Here is a 20,250-nt window from a genome sequence, read left to right as displayed (position 1 = left end):
GCAACTTGTGCAATGCGGAAAAACACTTGCCAGCGGGCTCCGCGTCCGCACATCAGGTATGACATGCTGCGCCAGTACGAACTCGTAGAGAGGGTCAAGGAATACGACCCTGACGCCGACGAGGCGCTGCTCAATCGCGCCTATGTGTATACTGTCCAGAAACACGGCACCCAGAAGCGCGCGAGCGGCGACCCGTACTTCAGTCATCCGGTCGAAGTGGCGGGACTGATGACCGACCTGAAGCTCGACCAGGAAACGATCATCACGGCACTGCTCCACGACACCGTCGAGGACACGCTGGCGACGATCGAAGAAGTGGAGAGCCTGTTCGGGGAAGACGTCGCGCGCCTTGTCGACGGGGTGACCAAGCTCTCCAAGATCGAGGCGATGCCCGAGAACGAGCGGGCGGCGGAGAACCTGCGCAAATTCCTCCTCGCCATGAGCGAGGACATCCGCGTGCTGCTCGTGAAGCTGGGCGACCGCCTGCACAACATGCGCACGCTCCACTTCATCAAGTCGCCCGAGAAGCGCAAGCGCATCGCGCGCGAGACGATGGAGATCTACGCCCCGCTCGCCGAACGGGTCGGCATGTACGAATACATGCGCGAGATGCAGATGCTCGCGTTCGAGCAGATCGAGCCCGAAGGTTATGCCACGATCACCGGGCGGCTCGCACAGATTCGCAGCGCCGACGGCGGCCAGGTCGATGCGATTGCGCTCGCAATCAAGCAGGCGCTCGCCGAGGCGGGCCTGAAGGTCGAGGTCACGGGCCGCGAAAAGCATCCCTATTCGATCTGGCGCAAGATGGCCGAACGACACGTAACCTTCGAACAGGTGAGCGACATCATGGCGTTCCGCGTCGTCGCGGAGAACGATGAGGACTGTTATCGCGCTCTCGGGGTCCTGCACACGACTTGGCAGTTCATCCCGGGTCGTTTCAAGGATTACATTTCGACACCGAAGACCAACGGCTACCGGTCGCTCCACACCTCGCTGATCTACGAAAATTCGATGCGGGTCGAAGTGCAGATCCGAACCCGCGAGATGCATCGCCGCAACGAATTCGGCCTCGCCGCGCACTGGGCCTACAAGCAGGGCGACCGGCCCGATGGACAAGTGGGCTGGCTGCGCGACCTGATCGAGATCGTCGACGCCAGCCACGATGCCGAGGAACTGCTCGAGCATACGCGGATGGCAATCTACCAGGATCGCATCTTCGCCTTCACGCCTAAGGGCGCGCTTCACCAGATGCCCAAGGGCGCCACCCCGGTCGACTTCGCCTTCGCGGTCCATACCGACCTTGGCGCGCAGACCATCGGCGCCAAGATCAATGGGCGGCACATGCCGCTGCGCACCGTGCTCAACAACGGCGACGTGGTCGAGATCATCAAGGGCAAGAACGCCGAGCCGCAGTTGAGCTGGCTTGGCTTCGTCACCACCGGCAAGGCGCGCGCCTCGATCCGCCGCTCGGTGCGGCTCAAGGAGCGCGAGGAAGTCGCCACTTTGGGGCGCAAGCTGTTCGACGAGATCGCTGCCCGGCTTCCCGCCAAGATCGGCAAGAAGGCCATCCGCGATGCGGTCAAGCGGCTCGAACTCGAGGACGAGGACGAGCTGATGTATCAGGTCGGCGCCAACCGCCTGTCCGACCACAAAGTGATGGAAGCGCTGGTCCCCGGCAGCACGGCCAACCTCGATGCGAACGAAGCGGTGCCGCGTCAGGAGAAGGCAATTTCGATCCGCGGCCTCACTCCAGGCGTCGGCTTCCATCTCGCCGACTGCTGCCATCCGGTCCCCGGAGATCGGATCGTCGGCCTGCGCCGTCCGGATACCTTGGTGGAGGTCCACACGATCGACTGCCTCGAACTTGCGAGCGGGATCGACGCCGACTGGATCGATCTTAACTGGGGCAAGGACAGCCACGGCGCCATTGGCCGGCTACGCGTGACCCTTTACGACCGTCCGGGCACGCTCGCCGAAATGGCGGGTCTGTTCGCGCAAAACCACGCGAACGTGATCGTGATCGAGCAGACGCAGAGCGACCACCCGTTCACGACCTACGACGTCGAACTCGACGTAGACGACCTCGCGCACCTGACCCGTATCCTCAGCGCCCTGCGTGCGAGTGATGCCGTGGCGCAGGCCGAGCGACTGTGAACTGAACCACGGCGGTTTCTCAACCCATGCGCGTCGCGTTGTTCGAACCCGAAATCGCAGGGAATGTCGGTGCGGTGCTGCGGCTTGGTGCGTGCCTAGGGGTGGCGATCCACCTGATCGAGCCGATGGGTTTCGCGTGGGACGACCGGCGAGTCCGGCGCACCGCGATGGATTACATCGACCACGTGGATGTGACCCGCCATGCGGGCTGGGAGGCCTTCGCGCACACATTGGGTGATGCGCGCATGGTACTGTTCACAACCAAGGCGAGTTTGTCGCCCTACGATTTCCGGTTCGAATCGGATGACGTGTTGCTGTTCGGCAAGGAAAGCGCCGGTGTGCCCCCGCATGTTTTCGAGGCAAGCGAGGCACGGCTGCGGATTCCGATGCGACCAGAAGTTCGTTCGATGAACCTCGCCTCGTCGGTCGCGCTGGCGATGGGCGAGGCGCTGCGGCAGGTTGGCGGAATGCCGGTCTAAAGAAGGTCTAGGTCGACTGTCACCAAATCGCCCTCGGCGAGGTCTTCCGCCCGCAACACTGTTTTGCCGACGAGCAGCCACAAATCTTTGCCTTGCCCTGACGATGGGCTGGTCGGGGTGGAGGGGAAGACCGATGTCTTCCACCGTGTGCCACCGATCCGGGCCATTACCTTGACCGAGCCGAACCCGCGCCGGGCGCCGAATTCGAGACGGTGGAGCCGTTCATGGTGCGTGATCACTTCCGCGTCCGCGCCGCTGATGGTGACGAGATGATAGGTCCCTCGCTCGCCGCGCCAGCATTCCAGCGTGGTGGAGTGCGCCAGATCACTCACTTGGCTTCTGGGGGCTGTCGCCGCACCGGGACAGGGATGTTACAGATGTCGGCACCACCGGCGGGGACGTTGAAGAACGGGTCGCGTCGGTTCGCACGCGCTTCGGCGTAGCGGGCGAAGGTCTCACCCTCGGCCGAAAGATATTGATACGTCGGCAGGCCAGGCACATCGCTACCCATCCGGATCGAGGCGATCTGCGTGCGCTCTGCGGGCGTCTCGTAGAAACCGAGCGCGGCGGCCCCTCGGGGCAAGGTGGACTGATGCTCGATCCCCTCGATCACCCGGCCGACCACCGCGATGTTGCGGTCGAGATGACGCGGACCGTGGCCGATAACGGTGTAGAGCTCAGCTCCGGAGCCCGCGTCCGGCGACAGATTGCGACCCACTCCCACCGCACCGTAGCAGTGGATCGGCCACGCCACGTCCGGGCCGTGAGGTACCCGCCGCATGGCCGTCGTGCCGTCGAGGCCGAGTGCAACCGGAAATCCGCCCACGAACGAGAAAGCGCCCGCGTATGGATCGGCGATCTTGAACCCGGGAGCGTCGGGGATGGCCGTACGGATCGGCGAGTATGTTTCGCCCAGCGGGACGCGCCCCGCATTGGTCCACGCGAATTGGGTCCTGAAGTCTTTCGCTGCGGCGACGTAGCCATCCGCGTTAGTCGCCTGCATCCCCTCCGGCAGTGCCCGGGCTTTCGCTGCTTCTTCGCCGTCGGGGTCGCCCCACTGGACCACGTAGTTGTCTTGCGCGCGGACGATCGCGAGCCCGTCCCACCAGTGCGCCTTCGCTAGGGTGCGGATGTTGGCGATCCATGGCTGGCTGAACGGTTTCGGTAGCAGTTGGATGACCACCCGGCGGGCATTGCCCCTCGCATCGGGCGCCAAGTCCATCACCAGCAGGTCATCGGGAGTGATCGCCACCCACTCGCTCGCAGCGGCCCCTGCAACAATCTCGCCGGGCGAGGGCGGGACTGCGGGTACGGACTGGGCAGCTACGGGGGCAGCGGCAGGGGCGGCGAGGAGGGCGACCGTCAGGGCGAAGTGCTTGATCATCCGCGCGTTGTGACACGCCCGCGCCGCAAGGCAAGCCCGTGACCTGTGCTTAGTCGGTCGCGTCTTCCAGCGCGTGCATGTCGGCGTCGCTCAAGCCGAAGTGGTGTCCGATCTCGTGGATGACGACATGCGCGACGAGGTGCTCGAGATCATGGCCGTCTGCGATCCACTCGTCGAGGATCGGCTGGCGAAACAGCCTCACCCGGTTTGGCATCTGGCCGCTGTCCGCGATCGACTGTTCGGTCAGGCCGATACCTTCGAACAGGCCGGTCAACTCGAATGGATCCTCGATGCCCACGGCGGCCAGCGTTTCTTCGTCGGCGAATTCCTCGACGACCAGCACGACGTCACCGACGTGCGCCGCGAACTCCGTAGGCAAGCGCGACAGGGCGACGCGGGCGAGCATCTCGAATTCCTCGGGCGAAGGCGGGGGGCCGAATGAGCGGGTCATATCGCCAAGTTAGGGTGCCGAGCCCCGCTTGTCAGCGCCTCCAACCCCCGCTAGTGCGCGCGGCCTGTCCAGTGCATGCGGAGCGGTGGCCGAGTGGTCGAAGGCGCTCGCCTGGAAAGTGAGTATACGTCACAAGCGTATCGAGGGTTCGAATCCCTCCCGCTCCGCCACGACATAAATATCTGATATGGAACAATTTTCGTCCAACTAGAAAGCGCGCAGTTCCGCGCAATTCTGCGCCTCCGACCGGTCCGCGGAGAGCAAACTCTAGGCCTGAATCTGCCCAATCTGTCGGGGATTCTCTGCAGGCCTTGCGAGTGGACCGGAATCGCAATCGTCGTGCATTTGTTGGACCGCGCGTCTGCGCGCTGCCAGCGAAGTGACGGCCCCCGGCCCATCGCATCGAAGCGGCGGGCAGCACCAACAAGCAGCGGCGCCGAAGCGCCGCGCCGCTAGTTGCTCGTCTCTTGAGTGTCAGCCTGCGAGCAGGTCCCACTGCTCGTCCCAGTTGAGCGGCAGGTCGTTTTGCCTAAGCCACCGAGCGGTGAGGTTGACCGGCTGGGTCCCGGCGAGGATCGCGTCGATGATCCGTGGGGAGAGGAAGTTGATCCGGATCACCCGCGACATCCAGGAATCGTTGACCCCTTCCTTGCGCGAGAGGGTGGCGATGTCGATCTCGCCGGTCGCAAGGTGGTCCCACCAGCGCCTGGCGGTGACCAGCAGCGCGACGAGGCCTGGGTCAGCGGTTCCCGCGGTCGCTGCCAAACCGTTCGAATGAACGAGGCGCACCGCGCGGCCGGTGCGGGTCAACCTGACCTTCGCGATGAGGCTGATGACGTCGGCACGAGTTCTGTTGTCCAGCTCGAGCTTGAGCCTTTCTACGAGCGCTTCAGAAGATAGCTCCACCGTGATCTCGCTCGCCCGGACGCGCACGCTGCTCACGAGTTCGCGGACGAGTTGGTAGTCCTTTGCGCGAACCTGCTCGGCCAGTCCCTCGGCCATCGCCATCGTTTGCCGGAGGTAGCCCGAGTGCAGCGTCAACCCGGCCCTAGCCGTTAGCCCGATCGGGTCGTCGAGCGCCTCGGCGACACGCTCGATGACCGCTGCCTCGATCTCGCGCGCCGGGATGCGCATACCACTGGCGCTGTCTGCGTTCGGGTCATGCTGGAGCGCGCGGCTGACGTAGTAGCGATATCGGCTTCGACCGGGAAGGCCTCGACCCAGTCGGGGGCAGGTTTAAATGCCATGGGATTTCTCCAGGAATCTCGGAATGAAGGAAATACGCCCGACCCCGCGCGACGCGGCCGGGCGGAAAGCAGCAGGTTAGGCGGGCGCTTCGATCGGAATGATCGGCTGGTGCGAACCGGGGAAGGCAAGCGCTTCGTCGCCGCCGTCGCTCACCGCGGGCGCAGCTTCTACGTTGTCTGCGAGAACAGAGCGTTCCTCTGCAACTTCCGCAAATGTCCGTCCGGTGCTTTCCAACAGTGCCTGCTCGCCGGTCATATTTTCCCATCGGCGGATCGCGACATCGACATATTTGGGCTCGATCTCGATCCCGTAGCCCTTGCGCTTGGTCCGCTCGGCAGCAAGTATTGTGGTGCCCGAGCCCATGAAGGCATCGAGCACGATCTCGCCAGGGTGAGTGACGTCCCGGATGGCATCGGCGACGAGAGCTACCGGTTTGACGGTTGGATGATCGGCGAGATCTTCCATCCGGTTCTTTCCGAACGAGTTGACCCCGGCGTAGTCCCAGACGTTGGTCCGGTACCGGCCGTGCTTGCCGAGCTCGACGTTGTTGGTGTGCCGCGCCTTGCCCTTCTTGGCGATGAAGACCAGTTCGTGCTTCGAGCGGTAGAGCGAACCCATTCCGCCGTTGTTCTTATTGAAGATGCACAGGTTGAGGTGAACGAGATCATTGACCTCGAGCGCCGCGACCAGCTCGCCCACGTGGCGGTGGTCCATGCACACGTCGAGCACGGCCCCGTCCTTGAGATGGGGGAGCATCTTGGCGAGAAAGTCCGCCAGGAAGGCCGTGAACTGGGATTTGCTCATCTCGCCAGACGCCATCGCGAATTCGTCGTGGCTGACCTTGCCCAGCCCGCAAATGTGCCCAGAGACGGGTACGTTGTAGGGCGGATCTGTGAACACCATCGCCGCGATTTCGCCAGCCAGCAGGGCCGCCCAGCTCGTGGCATCAAGACTAGATCCGCACAGCAGGCGGTGCGGTCCGAGCTGCCAGAGATCGCCAGGCCGGGTCACCGGGCTACCGGGCGGTGCAACTTGCTCGTCAGCGGAGTCGCTAGGCGCGCCGCTGTCGTCGTTTGCCACCGCGTCTTCGAGGATCAGGTCGATCTCGGCGCTATCCCAGCCGAGCACCTCGATCGGGCTCTCGTCGAACTCGATGATCGCGGCCAGTTCGATCGCCAGCGCGTCGGCATCCCACTGCGCCATGCTGGCAAGCTTGTTGTCTGCAAGCCTGTATGCTCGCACTTGCGCGGCACTCCAATGGTGGGCGACGATCACGGGGACTTCAGTCATCCCGATACGCTTTGCCGCCTCGACCCGCGCCTCGCCGGCAACGATTGTATCATGCTCATCGATAAGCACGGGCATCGTGAACCCGAACTCCTCGATGGAGCCGCCCAACTTGACGAGTTGCTTCTCGGGATGCTTGCGGGGGTTGTTCTCGTACTTCTTGAGTGAGGCAATTGGGCGATACTCGATCGACCCTAAGCGTCGTTCGAGAGCGGCGAGTTCATTGCAAAGGACTGGCGCCGTCCGCGTTCCGTTTTTGGTAGTCATGGAAAATGAGTCCTGCTTGCTGGCCAGCAAGGAGGAGCGACAGGTGCAGAATTGAATGTGAGAAATGCAGTCCAGTCGCCGCCCCCCGCCGTACTGGCGAGTAATTACGTGGCGGTGATGGCGATGCCCTTGCGCGTCGCGCGGGACCTATCGCCGGCGAGAGCAATCGAGCTCTACTGAACTGCAACCATAAGCCGACCTGTGTAAGTGTCTCTGACCCGCCGGATTTGGGTTGCGTATCGCGCAGCACAAGAGGGGGCCGTCTAAATTCCTACCTCTGCGTTGCCTGTTAGCGCCTATTCCCACGAACTGTTCCCTCGTCTGCGTTCAAAAAATCCCAGATATCATTTTAGGGAATTGGGCGGAGGGAATGGCAGGCTTCTGCGGGTTCCAGTGCGTGCGCGACCCACCAACGGCGACTGATTTTAGCGAAATCGCTGTATTTTCCCGCGTAACAGCGATTGCCAACCAGAGAGCGGTTCGCCCCGATCCTGCTGCTCCGCCACGGACTTATGAGCATATCGCAAACGCAACCTGCCCGGCTGCCTCGGTCTGGCCGCCTGGTCCGCCGCTGGATGCGCACCGGGTTGTTGCAAAAATGTAGCGCTTCGGCGGTTGAAGTTCGGACCGGTTGACGACCTCCGCGCCGGTATGAAACCTTCGCGCCCGGCACGATGAAGCATTCGATCGACTATCCGCTCGCCAATCGGCCCGTCATGGGGTTCGCGGACGAGTATCCGGCGGGCATGCTCGACCCGCTGCACAGCCACGCGCGCTCCCAGCTCACCTATTGCACCGCCGGGGTGATGATGGTCATCATCGCCGAAGCCGTGCTGATGTTGCCGCCGCGCCGGGCGATCTGGATACCGGCTGGAACCGAGCACGAGGTGCGTTGTCGGGGCCCGGTCTCGTCGCACACACTATATATCGATCCCGCGCTCGATCCATCGCCTCAGGGCGCCCGCGTGATCGAGGTGACCGACCTCGTGCGGGCGCTGGTCATGGAAGTCGGCAGCTTCGATCCCGATTACGACCTCAACGGCCGCGAGGGCGACATCGCGCGCCTGCTGTTGTCGGAGATACGGCGGATGGCGGTCACGCCGACCGACGTTCCGATGCCGCAGGACGAACGCCTGCTGCGCGTCTGCCATGCGTTGATTGACGATCCGACCGACGATCGCGATCTCGACGAATGGGCATCGCTCGCGGCGATGGGGCGGCGAACCTTCACCCGGGCGTTTCGGCGCGAGACCGGCGCGGGCCTTGCGACCTGGCGCCAGCAGGTGCGGCTGATGGCGGCGATCCCCAAGCTCGAGGCCGGACAATCGGTCACCACCGTCGCCTATGATGTGGGCTACGAGAGCGCCAGCGCCTTCACCGCGACGTTCCACCGCGTCTTCGGCGCCGCGCCGAGCTCCTTTATCGCGCGGCCGCGGGAGGAGCGGATCGACTGATGGCGCAACCGGGGCCGGGCTTTCCATCGCGTCCGATCTCGGCCAGATCCTCGCCCCGATAGAGCCGCCCGCCTTTCATAACGAACGCGATGGCCCGCGCATTGGCGATGTCGAGCCGGGGATCCATGTCGAGGATCACGAGATCGGCGAGCTTGCCGGGCTCCAGCGACCCGAGGTCAGCATCCCGTCCGATCGTGCGCGCGCCGCCGATGGTCGCCGCCTCGAGGATATCGGACGCGGGCCAGCCGCCAAGCTGGTGCGCTTCCATCTCCCAGTGCGTGCCGAGGCCCGGTACTTCGCCGTGCGCGCCGATTGCAACCAGCCCGCCAGCGCGCTTCACCGCCAGCGCGCTCGCGGCAATGGCGGGGAAGGTATAGCCCGACGGATCGCGCCACTCGCGCTGCCAGAACTTCTGGTCGCGAAACCACGAGGGGGCGAAGCGTGCGTACTTGGCATCGTCGTGCGGGGTGTCGCGGGCAATGAAGAAATCCTGCGCGGGATAACCGCCGTGGGTGATCTGCAGCGTCAGGTCGTAGCTGATGCCGCTGCGGGCGAGCAGTTGCACCATGTCGTCGTGCAGCACGGGCGGCGGGATCGCGTGCTCGTTGCCCGAGTAGCCGTCAAGGATCTGCGACAGGTCGAGCTTCGCGGCGAGCGCGCCCTCGGTCGTCGGCTGGAGGCCCAGCGCACGAGCGCGTTCGACGATCCACTGGCGCACGCGTCGATTGCCGGTGCGGTACATCTTGATATTCGAAAGACGATAATGGTCGCGGTAACGCCGGAGCACCGCATCGACTGCCTCGGGCGACCGGAAATCGTTGAACGAGAACAGCGCCGTCGCGGTCGAGAAGATGCGCGAACCCGTCGTCAGCCCTGCGTCGACGGCGTCTTGATAGGCGAGCATGTCGATCGTCAGCGTCGACGGGTCGAACGCGGTGGTCACTCCGTAAGCCAGGTTCGCAGCCGGTCCCCAGGCTGAGAAATCCAGCACGCCGCGGCGGATGTCGGCGACATGGTCGTGCACGTCGACGAGGCCGGGTATCACGAAGCGCCCGGCCAAGTCGCGCACGACCGCGCTCGTTGGCACCTGGATCGAGCCGCGCGGGCCGATCGCGATAATGCGGTCGCCATCCACAAGCAGGTCGGCGTTTTCGACTGCGCCCGCTGGACCCATCGTCAGCACCGTCGCTCCGCGCAGCAGCGTGCGGCTTTGCAGTACGTCGCGCGGAAGGGTGACGACAGCCTCGGTCGCGACCGCCGTGCCGCCTTCAATCGCCTGCCGATACATCGTCGATCCGACCGACCAGAAAATCGAGCGGCCATCGGCACTCCAACCGAAGTAGTCGGCTCCGACGTCGGTCAGCTTGCGGTGGTTTGTCTCGGCGTCCGCGAGATCGATCGGTGAGCCGTCTGCTGGCAGGGTAATCAGATGAAGCTGCTGCGCGATCTGGGCAAGTGCGTGGCGGCCGTCGGGGCTGACCCGAAGGTCGTCCGCCTGCGCGGAGCCTTCGGCGAAGTACCAATTCGCTCCGACTACGCTCGCAACCCGTGTGTCGGTGTCGGCGCGGTGGACGCCGTCGGGCCGGTTCACGAGCACAGTCCCGTCTTCGAGGAAGTGCGGGGTTCCGCCGATCGAGCCCTTGGCGAGGACGCGGCCGGTCCCGAGATCGATCAGTTCCGCCTCCCGAAACAGCCCGAACTCGACATAGCTTGCACGCCGGTCGGCGCTCGATGACCGGATGACCAGAACGTGACCGTCGGGCGAGTAGACCGGATGGGTATAGAAGGCGTCCTGACGGCTCAGTCGCCGGGGCTTGCCGCCGCGTGCGTCGACCTCCCAAACGTGCCCGCCTTCCACCGCGGTCCACGTGACGAACAACAGGCGCTTGCCGTCTTTCGACCACGAGGACTGGAACTGGGGCGGCAGGCTCTCGGCGAGCGGCTTGGGCGCTCCGCCCGCAACGGACTGCGTGTACATCCGCCCGAGCGCCGAGAATGCAAACGTGCGCCCGTCGGGCGACAAGGCGGGCGCCTGCACAATCCGGGCACGCACCGGCCCGGTCTCGACGCGCGTCGGCACGCGGGCCAGCGGTCCAAGTCCCTGCTCGATCTTTGCGGTGAACGGTATGTCGGCAATCGCACCGTCGGCGATTGCGATCCGCTTCAGCTTGCCATCGCGCGTGAACACGATCGACCTGCCGTCCGGAGTAAAAGCCAGGTGCGGCGCGACGTCGCTCCAGTAGGACGCCTGCAGCGAGTCCGGGTCGAGTTCGGTCAGGTCGCGGTCGGTGCCGGCGGCCAAATCGCGCAGTCTGAGCCAGGTCTTGCCGGTGCGCCTTTGGGCGTAGGCGAGCCAGCGACCGTCGTGCGAGAGGGCGGGGCGGAAGGCGCTCGCCTGCACCTTGCCGAGGCGGATGTCGCCGACTGCCTTGACCAGCGTCTCCTCCGGCCCACCTGCCACGGCGCGGCGGACGATGCGCCATTCGACCGGTTCGGCAAGGTCGAGGTCGCCTTCGTGCGATGCGTAGTAGAGCCATTTGCCGTCGGGCGACGCGACCACACCGAGCGCGTGATGGAGCGTGTCTCCGGTCTCCGTCGAACGGTTCGCCACCACCACCGCCGCAGTCCCGCCGCGCACCGGGTATCGCCATAACTCGTAAGCGTTGCGGTCGGGGCGATAGCGCGAGACGAGCAGCGAGCGGCCGTCCGCGCTCCACGCAGGGGACGCGAAGATCGGATCGTCGTCGTGAAGACTGACTTGTCGGGCCTCGCTTCCATCGGGGCGCATGACCCAGAGGTTTTCCGCGCCCGATCGATCGGAGAGGTAGGCGATCCACAGCCCGTCAGGCGAGAACGCGGGCTGCGTCTCGACCGCCATACCGCCCGAGATGCGCGTGGCTTCACCTCCTGAAGCCGGGAGAGTGTAGATGTCGCCGAGGATGGCAAAAGCCAGCGTTCGGCCGTCGGGCGAAAGATCGGGCTGGAGGCCGGTCGCCTCGTCGACTGTGAACGAGACGGTCCGCGCGGGCTGGAGCGGAAGCACCTGGCCCGGCTGCGCGGGCGGCGTGGGCGGCAGGCCCGATTGCCGGTCGTCCTGCGCCAGCGCGGGCAGGGCGGCGGAGCATAACAGGAGGCCGGCAACCGAACGCGCCAGTTGCCGGCCCCTGATCGTCATATTCGATGCGTCCTCAGAACTTGTAAGTCGCGGTCCCGATGACCTGCCGGCCGGCGCCAAAGGTGCAATTGTTCGGACCCGCGCAGCGCGCGACGTAGCGCTTGTCGAACACATTGGAGCCGTTGATCGCGAAACGCCAGTCCGGCGTGTCGAAGTGCAGGATCGCGTCGAACAGGGTCGAGGCGTCGCTGATGTAAACCAGCGGGTTGAACGGACCCGGAAGACTGCCCGCGCTCTTGCTGACGTGGCGCACGCCTGCACCGAACCCGAACCCGGCAAGCCCGCCGCGCTGGAACGTGTAGTCGGCGAACAGCGATGCCTTGTGCTTGGGCGTGACGGGCAGCGGTGCGCCGATCTCGACCGCCACTTCGCTGTCGAGCACCTCGCTGTCGGTGTACGAATACGAGCCGTTGATCGAGAGCTGCTCGCGGATACGCGCGACAAGCTCGATCTCCGCGCCCTTGACCTCGACCTCGCCGCTCTGCGTGGCGGCGAGCGGGGGCGCGGTGACCGGGCCGTACGAGGCGCTGGTGACGTTCTTCTGGGTGATCTTGAACACCGCCGCTGTCGCCAGGATGTCGACGTCGGGACCAAGGCCGCGCCCGTCGTACTTCACGCCGCCTTCCCATTGTTCGCCGGTTGTCGGCTTGAACGCGTTGCCCGCGGCATCGACGCCGAGAGTGGGCTCGAACGAGGTGGCATAGGACACGTACGGGATGAAACCCGACGGCGTGACGTAGCTCGCACCCGCGCGCCAGGTGAACTTGTTCTGGCTGGACGGGGTGCCGAAGGATTCGAGATCGACCCAGTCGTACCGGCCGGACAGGAGAAGCCGCAGCCCGCCGATCGACACTTGGTCCTGCAAGTAGGCGCCGGTCTGGTTCAGGTTCTGGTTGGTGTAGGGAATATTCGTGGCGGGGCGCGGATAGGGCGCGCCGACGTTGTAGACCGGGTTGTAGATATCGATCACGCCTCCCGCGGCGAAGGCGAAGCCGAAGAACGCCTCGTTCGATACGGTCCGGTGATCGACGCCCGCGAGCAGGTTGTGCTCGATCGCGCCGGTGCCGAACGTGCCTGCCAGCCGCCCGTCGATGCCGAACGAGTTCACGTCCTCCGCATAAGGAAAGATCGAGCGGGTGATCGTGCGGTTATCGGCGTTGATGAACGCGTTGTAGATCACGTCCTGGGCTTCGCTGTAGTCGGACCAGCGCGCGTTGATCGTGGCATTCCAGCTTCCGCCGAATTCCTGCACCAACTCGAACCCGGCACCCCACTGGGTCCGTTCGTAGCGATTGTAATCGGGCTCGCCGAGGTTGACCGAGCGCTTGATCGGCCCGTTCGGGTTGGGCAGGAGCGTGCCCTGAACCGGCAGGAAGCCGTTCGTGTCGCCGTTGACCTCGTCGTATTGGTAATAGGCGAGACCGGTCAGTCGGGTGGTCGGGCCGAGGTGGAGCGTGGCCGAAGGCGCGGCGTAGATGCGCTTGGCATGGACGAAATCGCGTTCGGCGTCGCGGTCGCGGATCATCACGGTGCCGCGCACGTCGAGCCAGTCGGTCGCCGCGCCGGTCGCGGTCATGCCGAGCTGCTTGTAATCGTCCTCGCCGTACTTGAGCGAGATCTCGCCACCGAACTCGCTGGAGGGGCGGCGGCTGGTCTGGTTGTAGATGCCGCCCGGCGGGGCGCTGCCGTAGAGGACCGAGGCCGGACCTTTGAGGATGTCGAGGCTTTCGAACGCGTAAAGATCGACGCCGTTCGAGAAGATCGTCGTCGTCACGGGAGTGGCGAGACCGTCGATGAATTGCTTGGGCGGGAAGCCGCGCACCTGGATGAAGTCGAAGCGCAGGTCGGGGCCGTAGTTCTCGCCGGTCGCACCGGCGACATAGCGGACGGCCTGCTGGGCATCGATGAAGTTGAGCAGGTCGATCTGGTCGCGGCTGACGACGCTGACCGATTGCGGAGTCTCGGAAAGCGGAATGTTGCTCTTCGTCGCGGTCGCGGCGCCCTCGGGCACGTAGTTCTTCGCGGTCACGACGATGACCCGCTCGCCCGAAGCGTCGGTCGTCGCAACCGTTTCCACGTCCCCTTGCTCATCGGGAGGGGGTGCATCCTGCGCGCTGGCGGACGAGGCAAAGATCAGGCTGGTGGCGGCGACGGCGATCCCGGCCGTTGTCGCGATGAGAGTGGAAGACTTGCGCATCGAGCGTCCCCTTCTGCTGCTCGTTGAGCGGCGATAGTATCCTACCGCAGCGCAACATGTTTGCGTGATAGGGCCGAACATCGTTCCGAATCGGCCATGTTGACGAAGTAAATCCGACACAAGTCGACTGCAGCCTTCATATGATATTGCGAACTAATTGCAACAACCGTTTCTGTCCCCTTCGCGATGGTCTTTGGCCCCCCGCGCGATGACGCTCGATCGGACCCCGGTTATCACGATCGGGCAACTGGCCGCTCGTCGTGACGGGAACGGCCACGGGTCGACGACCGAGGGGACACGATGCGCAACGCCCTGCTGCAAATCCACCGTTACACCGGGCTGGTGACGTTCGTCTTCCTGGCGATCGCATCGATCACCGGGTGTATTCTCGTGTTCCGCGCGCCGATCGACCATGCCCTCAATCGCGACCTGTTCGAAGCGCGGTCCACCGCCGCCACCGCCGAGGCGAGCATCGCCGCGGTCTCGAAGTGGCAAACGGCCCATCCCGACCTTCAGGCTTTGAGCTTCCCGCTCCATCCCGGCGAGAACCGCTCGATCGCGCTGACCGTCGCTGCCAAGCCCGGCCACACGGCACCCGATTTCGACGAGGTATTCATCGAGCCTGCGACCGGCGCCGAATTGGGTAGGCGAAAGAGCGAGCCGGGCATCGGTCCGCGCTCTTTCGTGAAGGGCGTGGCCGATCTGCACTTCGACCTCGTCGCAGGCGACTGGGGGCGCTGGTTCCTCGGCGTGGTCGCGCTCGGGTGGTTTCTCTCGGCGCTCGCCGGATTCTATCTCACGCTGCCGGAGCGGGGCAGTTTTTGGAAGAGCTGGTGGCGCACCTGGCAATTCCGCCGCTCGAGCCCGACGCCGCGCCTGCTGCTCGACCTTCACCGCGCGAGTGCGCTGTGGCTGTTCCCGTTTCTCCTGCTGCTCGCGGCGACTTCGTTCGTGATGAACTTCTTCGGCGAGCTCTATGCGCCCGCGGTCACCGCGATGTCGCCGCTGAAGCATGATTTGTTCGACGACGAAGCGCCTTTTCCCGAAGGCGCGACACCCTCGATGTCGCTCGCGCAAGGCTTTGCCGCATCGCAGGCGCACGCGGCGCAGACCGGCCTCGAGTGGAAGCCCGCGACGATGCTCTACCTGCCGGAGTGGAACTTCTACGGCGTTAAATACTCGCCCGAGGGTGTGCTCGATTATTCGAACCTCGGCCCGGTGGACTACTACGTCGACGCTAACACCGGCGCCTATCGCCACCAGGTCGATCCCTACAGCGACAGCATGGGCCTGAAGGCGATCCGGGTCGTCTATCCGCTGCACAGCGGCGAAATCTTCGGCGTGGCGACCGTGGTGCTGGTCTTCGTGCTCGGGCTGGCGACGCTGCTGCAATCACTGACGGGAGTCTACATCTGGTGGAAGAAGCGCAAGTCGCGGGTCGCAGCCCGGCGCACCAGGCGGGCGAGGGCGGCAGCATGAACGGCGACGACATCGATCCGGACATCCGGGAGTTCGTCAGCCGCGTGAACGCGGCCTATGCCGAGCACCTCGGTGATGGACCGGCGGACTTTCCGGCGCGCCGCGCCGCCGCCGAAAAGGTGCGCGAGCCGTGGCGTGCCGGCGGCCCGAACATGGCTTCGAGCGAGGACCGCCGGGTCGGTCCGTCGAATGTCGGTGTGCGGATCCACAGACCGACGACGGACGCGCCTTTGCCGACGCTGGTCTACATCCACGGCGGTGGCTGGACGACCTTCAGCCTCGACACCCACGACCGCCTGATGCGCGAATACGCCGCGCGGGCAGGATGCGCGGTGGTCGGGATCGATTACAGCCTGTCGCCCGAAGCGCGGTTTCCTGTGGCGCTCGACGAGATCGCCGAGGTGCTGGCGTGGCTCCGCGAGGAGGGCGCCTCCATCGGTCTCGATTCGCGGCGGCTTGCGATCGGCGGCGACAGCGCGGGCGGCAATCTTTCGGTCGCCAGCATGGTCCGCGCCCGCGACCGGGGCGAGCCGCTCGTCCAGGCCATGCTGCTCAGCTACGGCGCCTTCGACGAAGAGGTACGCGATACCCACGCCCGCTACGGCGGCGATGCCTACATGCTCACTCCGCGGGAGATGGACGACTTCTGGCGGAACTATCGCGGCGAGGATCGCTCGCCCGATCCGGTCGCGCGGCCGCTGCTGGCGGACCTGACCGGATTGCCGCCGACATTCCTGTGCATTGCCGAATGCGACATCCTCGCCGACGAGAACCGCGAGATGGCCCGGCGCATGGAAGCGGCGGGCGTCGACGTGACCGCGGTGGTTTATGGCGGCGCGACACACAGCTTCCTCGAGGCGGTGAGCATCTCCCCGCTCGCCGACCGCGCGCTGGCCGAGGCGTCGGCGTGGCTCAGGAACAAACTCACCGGATGAGGGGACCGTTCACCGACGTCGCGGACGCCGATCTCGACAGGTTCCTGGCGCAAACGCCGATGTGCTGGATCGTCCCGCATACGGCGGTCGAGGCGGCGATCCTGATGCCGGTGGTCGCCAGCCGGGATGGTCAAGGCCTGTCGCTGCTCGGGCACTTGCCGCGCCGCGCCCCGGCCACCGATCGGCTCGGCAGCGATGGACGGGCGAGCTTCCTGTTCTTCGGCGCGAACGGCTACGTCTCGCCCGCGATGGCCGGACGCGACGACTGGGCGCCGACCTGGAACTTCACCTCCGCCCGCCTGACGGGCGAGATCGCGATCGACGAGGCGTTGACGCGCGAAGCCGTCGAGGCGGCCGTGGCGCTGATGGAAGGGCCGGATGGCTGGCGCATCGATGCGGTCGCGCATCGGGCCGAGGCCTTGCTTGCCCGCGTTATCGGGTTTCGAGCCGACATTTCCGAGGCTGTCCCGCGCTTCAAGCTCGGGCAGGACGAAGACCCGGACACTCGCAAATCGATCCGCGCAGCCTATGCCGGAACCTCGCTTGGCGAGTGGCTGGCAGCAGGAGACGGGGCATGATCGCCCGCACGCTCGCCGCGGGAGCGGCGCTGCTTTCCGCGAGCGCAGCGTGGGCGGACCCGCCCGCGCATCCTCCGCCGCTCGAACCGGAAACGGCGGCCAATCCACTGGAATTCGATGTCGTATACACCGCCGATGTGTGGCGCGCCGAAGGGGGCGTCGGCCAAGGCTGGCGTTATCTCGACAATGTCGATGTGACGCTGGCGGCGGACCTCGAACAACTGGCCGGCATCACCGGCACACGCGCCTTCGCCTACGTTCTGTACAACAACGGCAAGTCGCTGAGCGAACTCAACGGCGATGCGTTCGTTGCGAGTAACATCGAGACCGGCGTGCGCGCGCTGCGGCTCTACGAGGCTTGGATCGAACACGACTTCGCGCCCGGTGCCAGCCTGCGCGCAGGCCTCTATGATCTCAATTCCGAGTTCGACGCGCTCGAAACGTCTTCGCTGTTCATCGGCAGCGCGCACGGCATCGGCCCCGACATTTCGCAGAGCGGTGCAAACGGGCCTTCGATCTTTCCCGTGACCAGCCTCGCAGCGCGGCTTGCGGTCGAGGTCGCGCCCGGGGCGACTTTGCGCGCCGCGGTACTCGACGCTGTACCCGGCGATCCGGCGCATCCCGCACGCACGGCCATCATCCTGGGCGAAGGCGCGCTCGGTATCGTCGAGGGTGACGTCGCCTTCGGAGCGGCACGGGTGATCGGCGGTGCGTGGCGCTACAGCGAGGGGCAACCGCGGATCGACGGCACGGGCGCGTCGGCGAGCCAGGGCGCGTACCTGCGAGGCGAGACCTGCCTGTCGGGCGGCGAAGATTGTGCGCTGAACGGCTTCGTGCGCGCCGGCATCGCATCCGGCGCGACCAATCCGTTCAGCGGGTTCCTTGCTGCCGGGCTGACGCTGGCGCTGGGCGAGGCGACCCTCGCGGGCCTTGCGATCGCGCACGGCATTGCGGGCAAGCCGCAGCGCCGCGCAGATTCCGACTTCCGCGACGAGACGGTGATCGAGGCAACCGTTGCCCACCGGCTCGCGCCGTGGCTGACGGTGCAGCCGAATCTGCAACTCATCCGCCGGTCGAGCGCTGCAGGAAATCGTAACGCGCAAGCGCTGGGCCTGCGCGTCACGTTCGAGCCGTTTCGCTTTTAGGCAAGCTCGCGCGCGCCCAAGATCAGGTCTTCGACCACCAGCGGATCGGCCAGCGTAGACGTATCACCGACCTGGTCGGGCGTGCCCTCGGCGATCTTGCGCAGGATGCGGCGCATGATCTTGCCAGATCGCGTCTTGGGCAGGCCAGGCGCGAACTGCAGCGCATCGGGCGAGGCGATCGGCCCGATTTCCCCGCGCACGAACTGGCGCAGTTCCTGTCGCAGTTCGGACGAGCCGTCTTCGCCGGCATTGAGCGTGACGAACGCGTAGATGCCCTGGCCCTTGATATCGTGCGGCATGCCCACGACCGCCGCTTCGGCGACCTTGGGATGCGCGACGAGCGCGCTCTCGATTTCGGCGGTGCCCATGCGGTGGCCGGAGACGTTGATGACGTCGTCGACCCGGCCGGTGATCCAGTAGTACCCGTCCTCGTCGCGGCGGCAGCCGTCGCCGGTGAAGTAGGTGCCGGGATAGGTCGTGAAATAGGTCTGGAAGAACCGTTCTGGATCGCCCCAGACCCCGCGCATCTGGCCAGGCCAGCTCTGCGTGAGGACGAGGTTGCCCTCGGTCGCGCCAGCCAGTTCGTTGCCCTCCGCATCGACGAGGCGTGGGGCCACGCCGGGCAGGGGCAGCGTGGCGCTGCCGGGCTTGGTCGCGGTCGCGCCGGGAACGGGGGCGATCAGGGCGCCGCCGGTCTCGGTCTGCCACCATGTGTCGACGATCTCGCACCGACCTTCACCGACGACGCGGTGATACCATTCCCACGCCTCGGGATTGATGGGCTCGCCCACGGTGCCGAGCAGGCGGATCTTCGACCGGTCGTGCGCGGTGACGAACTGGTCGCCCTCGCGCATCAGCGCGCGGATCGCGGTGGGGGCGGTGTAGAAGATCGTCACGCCGAGGCGACTGGCGGTTTCCCAGAACCGGCCGTGGTCGGGGTAGCTTGGTACGCCGTCGAACATGACCGTCGTCGCGCCGTTGGCGAGCGGACCATAGACGACATAGCTGTGCCCGGTGACCCAGCCCACGTCGGCAGTACACCAGAATAGGTCGCCGTCTCTTGCTCCGAACAGCAGGTCGAACGTGCTCGCGACCCACAGCAGGTATCCGCCGGTCGTGTGCATCACGCCCTTGGGTTTGCCCGTAGAGCCGCTGGTGTAGAGGATGAACAGGGGGTCTTCTGCATTCACCGGCTCGGGCGGACAGTCGGCGGAGACTTCCTCGCGCAGATCGTCCCACCACAGGTCGCGGCCCGCGACGACGTTGACCGGAGATCCGGTGCGGCGAACGAGGATGACCTTTTCCACCTTGGCGCGTTCAAGCGCCTTGTCGGCATTCGCCTTGAGCGCCACCCGCCTGCCGCCGCGCAGTCCCTCGTCGGCGGTGACCAGCACGCGCGCACCGCAGTCCTCGATCCGGTCGGCGAGGCTGTCGGGCGAGAAGCCGCCGAACACCACCGAGTGGACCGCTCCGATCCGCGAGGCCGCGAGCATCGCGATCGCCGCCTCGGGGATCATCGGCATATAGATCGCAACCCGGTCGCCCTTGGCCACGCCGCACGATCTGAGGGCGTTGGCCATCCGGCACACCTCGCCGTGCAGTTCGCGGTAGGTGAGGGTACGCCCTTCGCCGGGCTCGTCGCCTTCGAAGACGATCGCGGGACTGTCGCCGCGGGTCGCAAGGTGGCGGTCGATGCAGTTGACCGAGACGTTCAGCTCGCCGTCTTCGAACCAGCGAATACCGAAGTCCGCTTCGTCAAAGCTGCTGCGGTCGGCCTGCGTTGGAAAGCGCGACCAGTCGAGCCGGGTGGCTTCGCCCAGCCAATAGGATTCGGCGTTGGCGGCAAGCGCGGCATGGCGCGCGGAGAGCGCTTCGGCAGGGGTCATGGCATCCTCCCAGGGTGTCTTGCGGCAACGCTAACGGGGGGAGGGCAGTCAGCGCCATTGCACTTTGGCCGGATGCGGCCGCCGGTTGGACAAAGGTGCAATGTCGCCGGTGTGCGGCGCGTGCGATGCGA

The 20,250-nt window shown here is 65.6% G+C and carries 15 protein-coding genes and 1 tRNA gene; 8 read left to right on the top strand and 8 right to left on the bottom strand.

From position 1 onward, the window contains the following. The first annotated feature begins 63 nt into the window (after positions 1-63). Positions 64-2,154 (top strand): RelA/SpoT family protein, encoded by a 2,091-nt coding sequence (locus tag ACWPMX_RS08355; protein ID WP_455699572.1) that lies wholly within the window; start codon positions 64-66, stop codon positions 2,152-2,154. A gap of 26 nt (positions 2,155-2,180) precedes the next feature. Next, the gene (locus tag ACWPMX_RS08350; RefSeq protein ID WP_455699571.1) at positions 2,181-2,633 is read left to right on the top strand and encodes a tRNA (cytidine(34)-2'-O)-methyltransferase; all 453 of its coding nucleotides are present in this window, start codon (positions 2,181-2,183) and stop codon (positions 2,631-2,633) included. Here ACWPMX_RS08350 and ACWPMX_RS08345 read toward each other — a convergent pair. Genes ACWPMX_RS08345 through ACWPMX_RS08335 form a run of 3 tightly spaced genes read right to left on the bottom strand, consistent with a single transcriptional unit; the run spans position 2,630 to position 4,468 of the window. Then, positions 2,630-2,965, bottom strand: coding sequence for a DUF1905 domain-containing protein (locus ACWPMX_RS08345; RefSeq protein WP_455699570.1), 336 nt, complete (start codon positions 2,963-2,965; stop codon positions 2,630-2,632). The two genes, ACWPMX_RS08350 and ACWPMX_RS08345, sit on opposite strands and share 4 nt — an antisense overlap. Further along, on the bottom strand, positions 2,962-4,017 hold the full coding sequence (locus tag ACWPMX_RS08340; protein WP_455699569.1) for a peptidylprolyl isomerase: 1,056 nt from the start codon (positions 4,015-4,017) through the stop codon (positions 2,962-2,964). Before ACWPMX_RS08340 ends, ACWPMX_RS08345 begins: the two co-directional genes overlap by 4 nt. 49 nt (positions 4,018-4,066) lie before the next feature. Next, positions 4,067-4,468 carry a metallopeptidase family protein gene (locus tag ACWPMX_RS08335; protein ID WP_455699568.1) on the bottom strand — a complete coding sequence of 134 codons (402 nt, stop codon included), beginning with the start codon at positions 4,466-4,468 and terminating at the stop codon, positions 4,067-4,069. 79 nt (positions 4,469-4,547) lie between these two features. On the opposite strand from ACWPMX_RS08335, the gene ACWPMX_RS08330 reads away from it, so the two are divergent. Then, positions 4,548-4,638: transfer RNA gene (locus ACWPMX_RS08330), tRNA-Ser, on the top strand. Positions 4,639-4,942: 304 nt separating this feature from the next. Here the strand turns inward: ACWPMX_RS08330 and ACWPMX_RS08325 are convergent. Continuing rightward, positions 4,943-5,602, bottom strand: a complete 660-nt coding sequence (locus ACWPMX_RS08325; protein ID WP_455699567.1) for a hypothetical protein — start codon at positions 5,600-5,602, stop codon at positions 4,943-4,945. A 189-nt stretch (positions 5,603-5,791) separates the two neighbouring features. Further along, a complete protein-coding gene (locus ACWPMX_RS08320; protein ID WP_455699566.1) occupies positions 5,792-7,270 on the bottom strand; it encodes a site-specific DNA-methyltransferase in 1,479 nt (492 codons plus the stop codon). A gap of 674 nt (positions 7,271-7,944) precedes the next feature. Here ACWPMX_RS08320 and ACWPMX_RS08315 point away from each other — a divergent pair. Then, the gene (locus ACWPMX_RS08315) at positions 7,945-8,724 is read left to right on the top strand and encodes an AraC family transcriptional regulator (RefSeq protein ID WP_455699565.1); all 780 of its coding nucleotides are present in this window, start codon (positions 7,945-7,947) and stop codon (positions 8,722-8,724) included. Here the strand turns inward: ACWPMX_RS08315 and ACWPMX_RS08310 are convergent. Next, positions 8,690-11,899, bottom strand: a complete 3,210-nt coding sequence (locus ACWPMX_RS08310) for an amidohydrolase family protein (RefSeq protein ID WP_455699564.1) — start codon at positions 11,897-11,899, stop codon at positions 8,690-8,692. The genes ACWPMX_RS08315 and ACWPMX_RS08310 overlap by 35 nt on opposite strands. A gap of 13 nt (positions 11,900-11,912) precedes the next feature. Then, the gene (locus tag ACWPMX_RS08305) at positions 11,913-14,096 is read right to left on the bottom strand and encodes a TonB-dependent siderophore receptor (protein WP_455699563.1); all 2,184 of its coding nucleotides are present in this window, start codon (positions 14,094-14,096) and stop codon (positions 11,913-11,915) included. Between the two features lie 300 nt (positions 14,097-14,396). On the opposite strand from ACWPMX_RS08305, the gene ACWPMX_RS08300 reads away from it, so the two are divergent. Genes ACWPMX_RS08300 through ACWPMX_RS08285 form a run of 4 tightly spaced genes read left to right on the top strand, consistent with a single transcriptional unit; the run spans position 14,397 to position 18,233 of the window. Beyond that, positions 14,397-15,575, top strand: coding sequence for a PepSY-associated TM helix domain-containing protein (locus ACWPMX_RS08300; protein ID WP_455699562.1), 1,179 nt, complete (start codon positions 14,397-14,399; stop codon positions 15,573-15,575). Beyond that, positions 15,512-16,510 carry an alpha/beta hydrolase gene (locus ACWPMX_RS08295; RefSeq protein ID WP_455699561.1) on the top strand — a complete coding sequence of 333 codons (999 nt, stop codon included), beginning with the start codon at positions 15,512-15,514 and terminating at the stop codon, positions 16,508-16,510. Before ACWPMX_RS08300 ends, ACWPMX_RS08295 begins: the two co-directional genes overlap by 64 nt. Next, entirely contained in the window at positions 16,507-17,088 is a 582-nt protein-coding gene (locus tag ACWPMX_RS08290) for an FMN-binding negative transcriptional regulator (RefSeq protein WP_455699560.1), read from the top strand. The genes ACWPMX_RS08295 and ACWPMX_RS08290 overlap by 4 nt, the downstream gene beginning before the upstream one ends. Further along, entirely contained in the window at positions 17,085-18,233 is a 1,149-nt protein-coding gene (locus tag ACWPMX_RS08285) for a carbohydrate porin (protein WP_455699559.1), read from the top strand. The genes ACWPMX_RS08290 and ACWPMX_RS08285 overlap by 4 nt, the downstream gene beginning before the upstream one ends. Here the strand turns inward: ACWPMX_RS08285 and acs are convergent. After that, positions 18,230-20,119: an acetate--CoA ligase gene (gene acs / locus ACWPMX_RS08280; protein ID WP_455699558.1), complete on the bottom strand. Its 1,890-nt coding sequence runs from the start codon at positions 20,117-20,119 to the stop codon at positions 18,230-18,232. The two genes, ACWPMX_RS08285 and acs, sit on opposite strands and share 4 nt — an antisense overlap. Positions 20,120-20,250 lie beyond the last annotated feature (131 nt).

The organism is Tsuneonella sp. HG094 (assembly GCF_053819285.1).
This window is presented reverse-complemented; position numbering and strand designations above follow the sequence as displayed.

What these genes read in the sequence shown, in the direction of transcription:
- ACWPMX_RS08300 (WP_455699562.1), top strand. Translation starts at nt 14,397, where the DNA reads ATGCGCAACGCCCTGCTGCAAATCCACCGTTACACCGGGCTGGTGACG.
- ACWPMX_RS08315 (WP_455699565.1), top strand. Translation starts at nt 7,945, where the DNA reads ATGAAGCATTCGATCGACTATCCGCTCGCCAATCGGCCCGTCATGGGG.
- ACWPMX_RS08325 (WP_455699567.1), bottom strand. Translation starts at nt 5,602, where the DNA reads ATGCGCATCCCGGCGCGCGAGATCGAGGCAGCGGTCATCGAGCGTGTC.
- acs (WP_455699558.1), bottom strand. Translation starts at nt 20,119, where the DNA reads ATGACCCCTGCCGAAGCGCTCTCCGCGCGCCATGCCGCGCTTGCCGCC.
- ACWPMX_RS08340 (WP_455699569.1), bottom strand. Translation starts at nt 4,017, where the DNA reads ATGATCAAGCACTTCGCCCTGACGGTCGCCCTCCTCGCCGCCCCTGCC.
- ACWPMX_RS08290 (WP_455699560.1), top strand. Translation starts at nt 16,507, where the DNA reads ATGAGGGGACCGTTCACCGACGTCGCGGACGCCGATCTCGACAGGTTC.
- ACWPMX_RS08355 (WP_455699572.1), top strand. Translation starts at nt 64, where the DNA reads ATGCTGCGCCAGTACGAACTCGTAGAGAGGGTCAAGGAATACGACCCT.
- ACWPMX_RS08350 (WP_455699571.1), top strand. Translation starts at nt 2,181, where the DNA reads ATGCGCGTCGCGTTGTTCGAACCCGAAATCGCAGGGAATGTCGGTGCG.
- ACWPMX_RS08310 (WP_455699564.1), bottom strand. Translation starts at nt 11,899, where the DNA reads ATGACGATCAGGGGCCGGCAACTGGCGCGTTCGGTTGCCGGCCTCCTG.
- ACWPMX_RS08305 (WP_455699563.1), bottom strand. Translation starts at nt 14,096, where the DNA reads ATGCGCAAGTCTTCCACTCTCATCGCGACAACGGCCGGGATCGCCGTC.
- ACWPMX_RS08335 (WP_455699568.1), bottom strand. Translation starts at nt 4,468, where the DNA reads ATGACCCGCTCATTCGGCCCCCCGCCTTCGCCCGAGGAATTCGAGATG.
- ACWPMX_RS08320 (WP_455699566.1), bottom strand. Translation starts at nt 7,270, where the DNA reads ATGACTACCAAAAACGGAACGCGGACGGCGCCAGTCCTTTGCAATGAA.
- ACWPMX_RS08285 (WP_455699559.1), top strand. Translation starts at nt 17,085, where the DNA reads ATGATCGCCCGCACGCTCGCCGCGGGAGCGGCGCTGCTTTCCGCGAGC.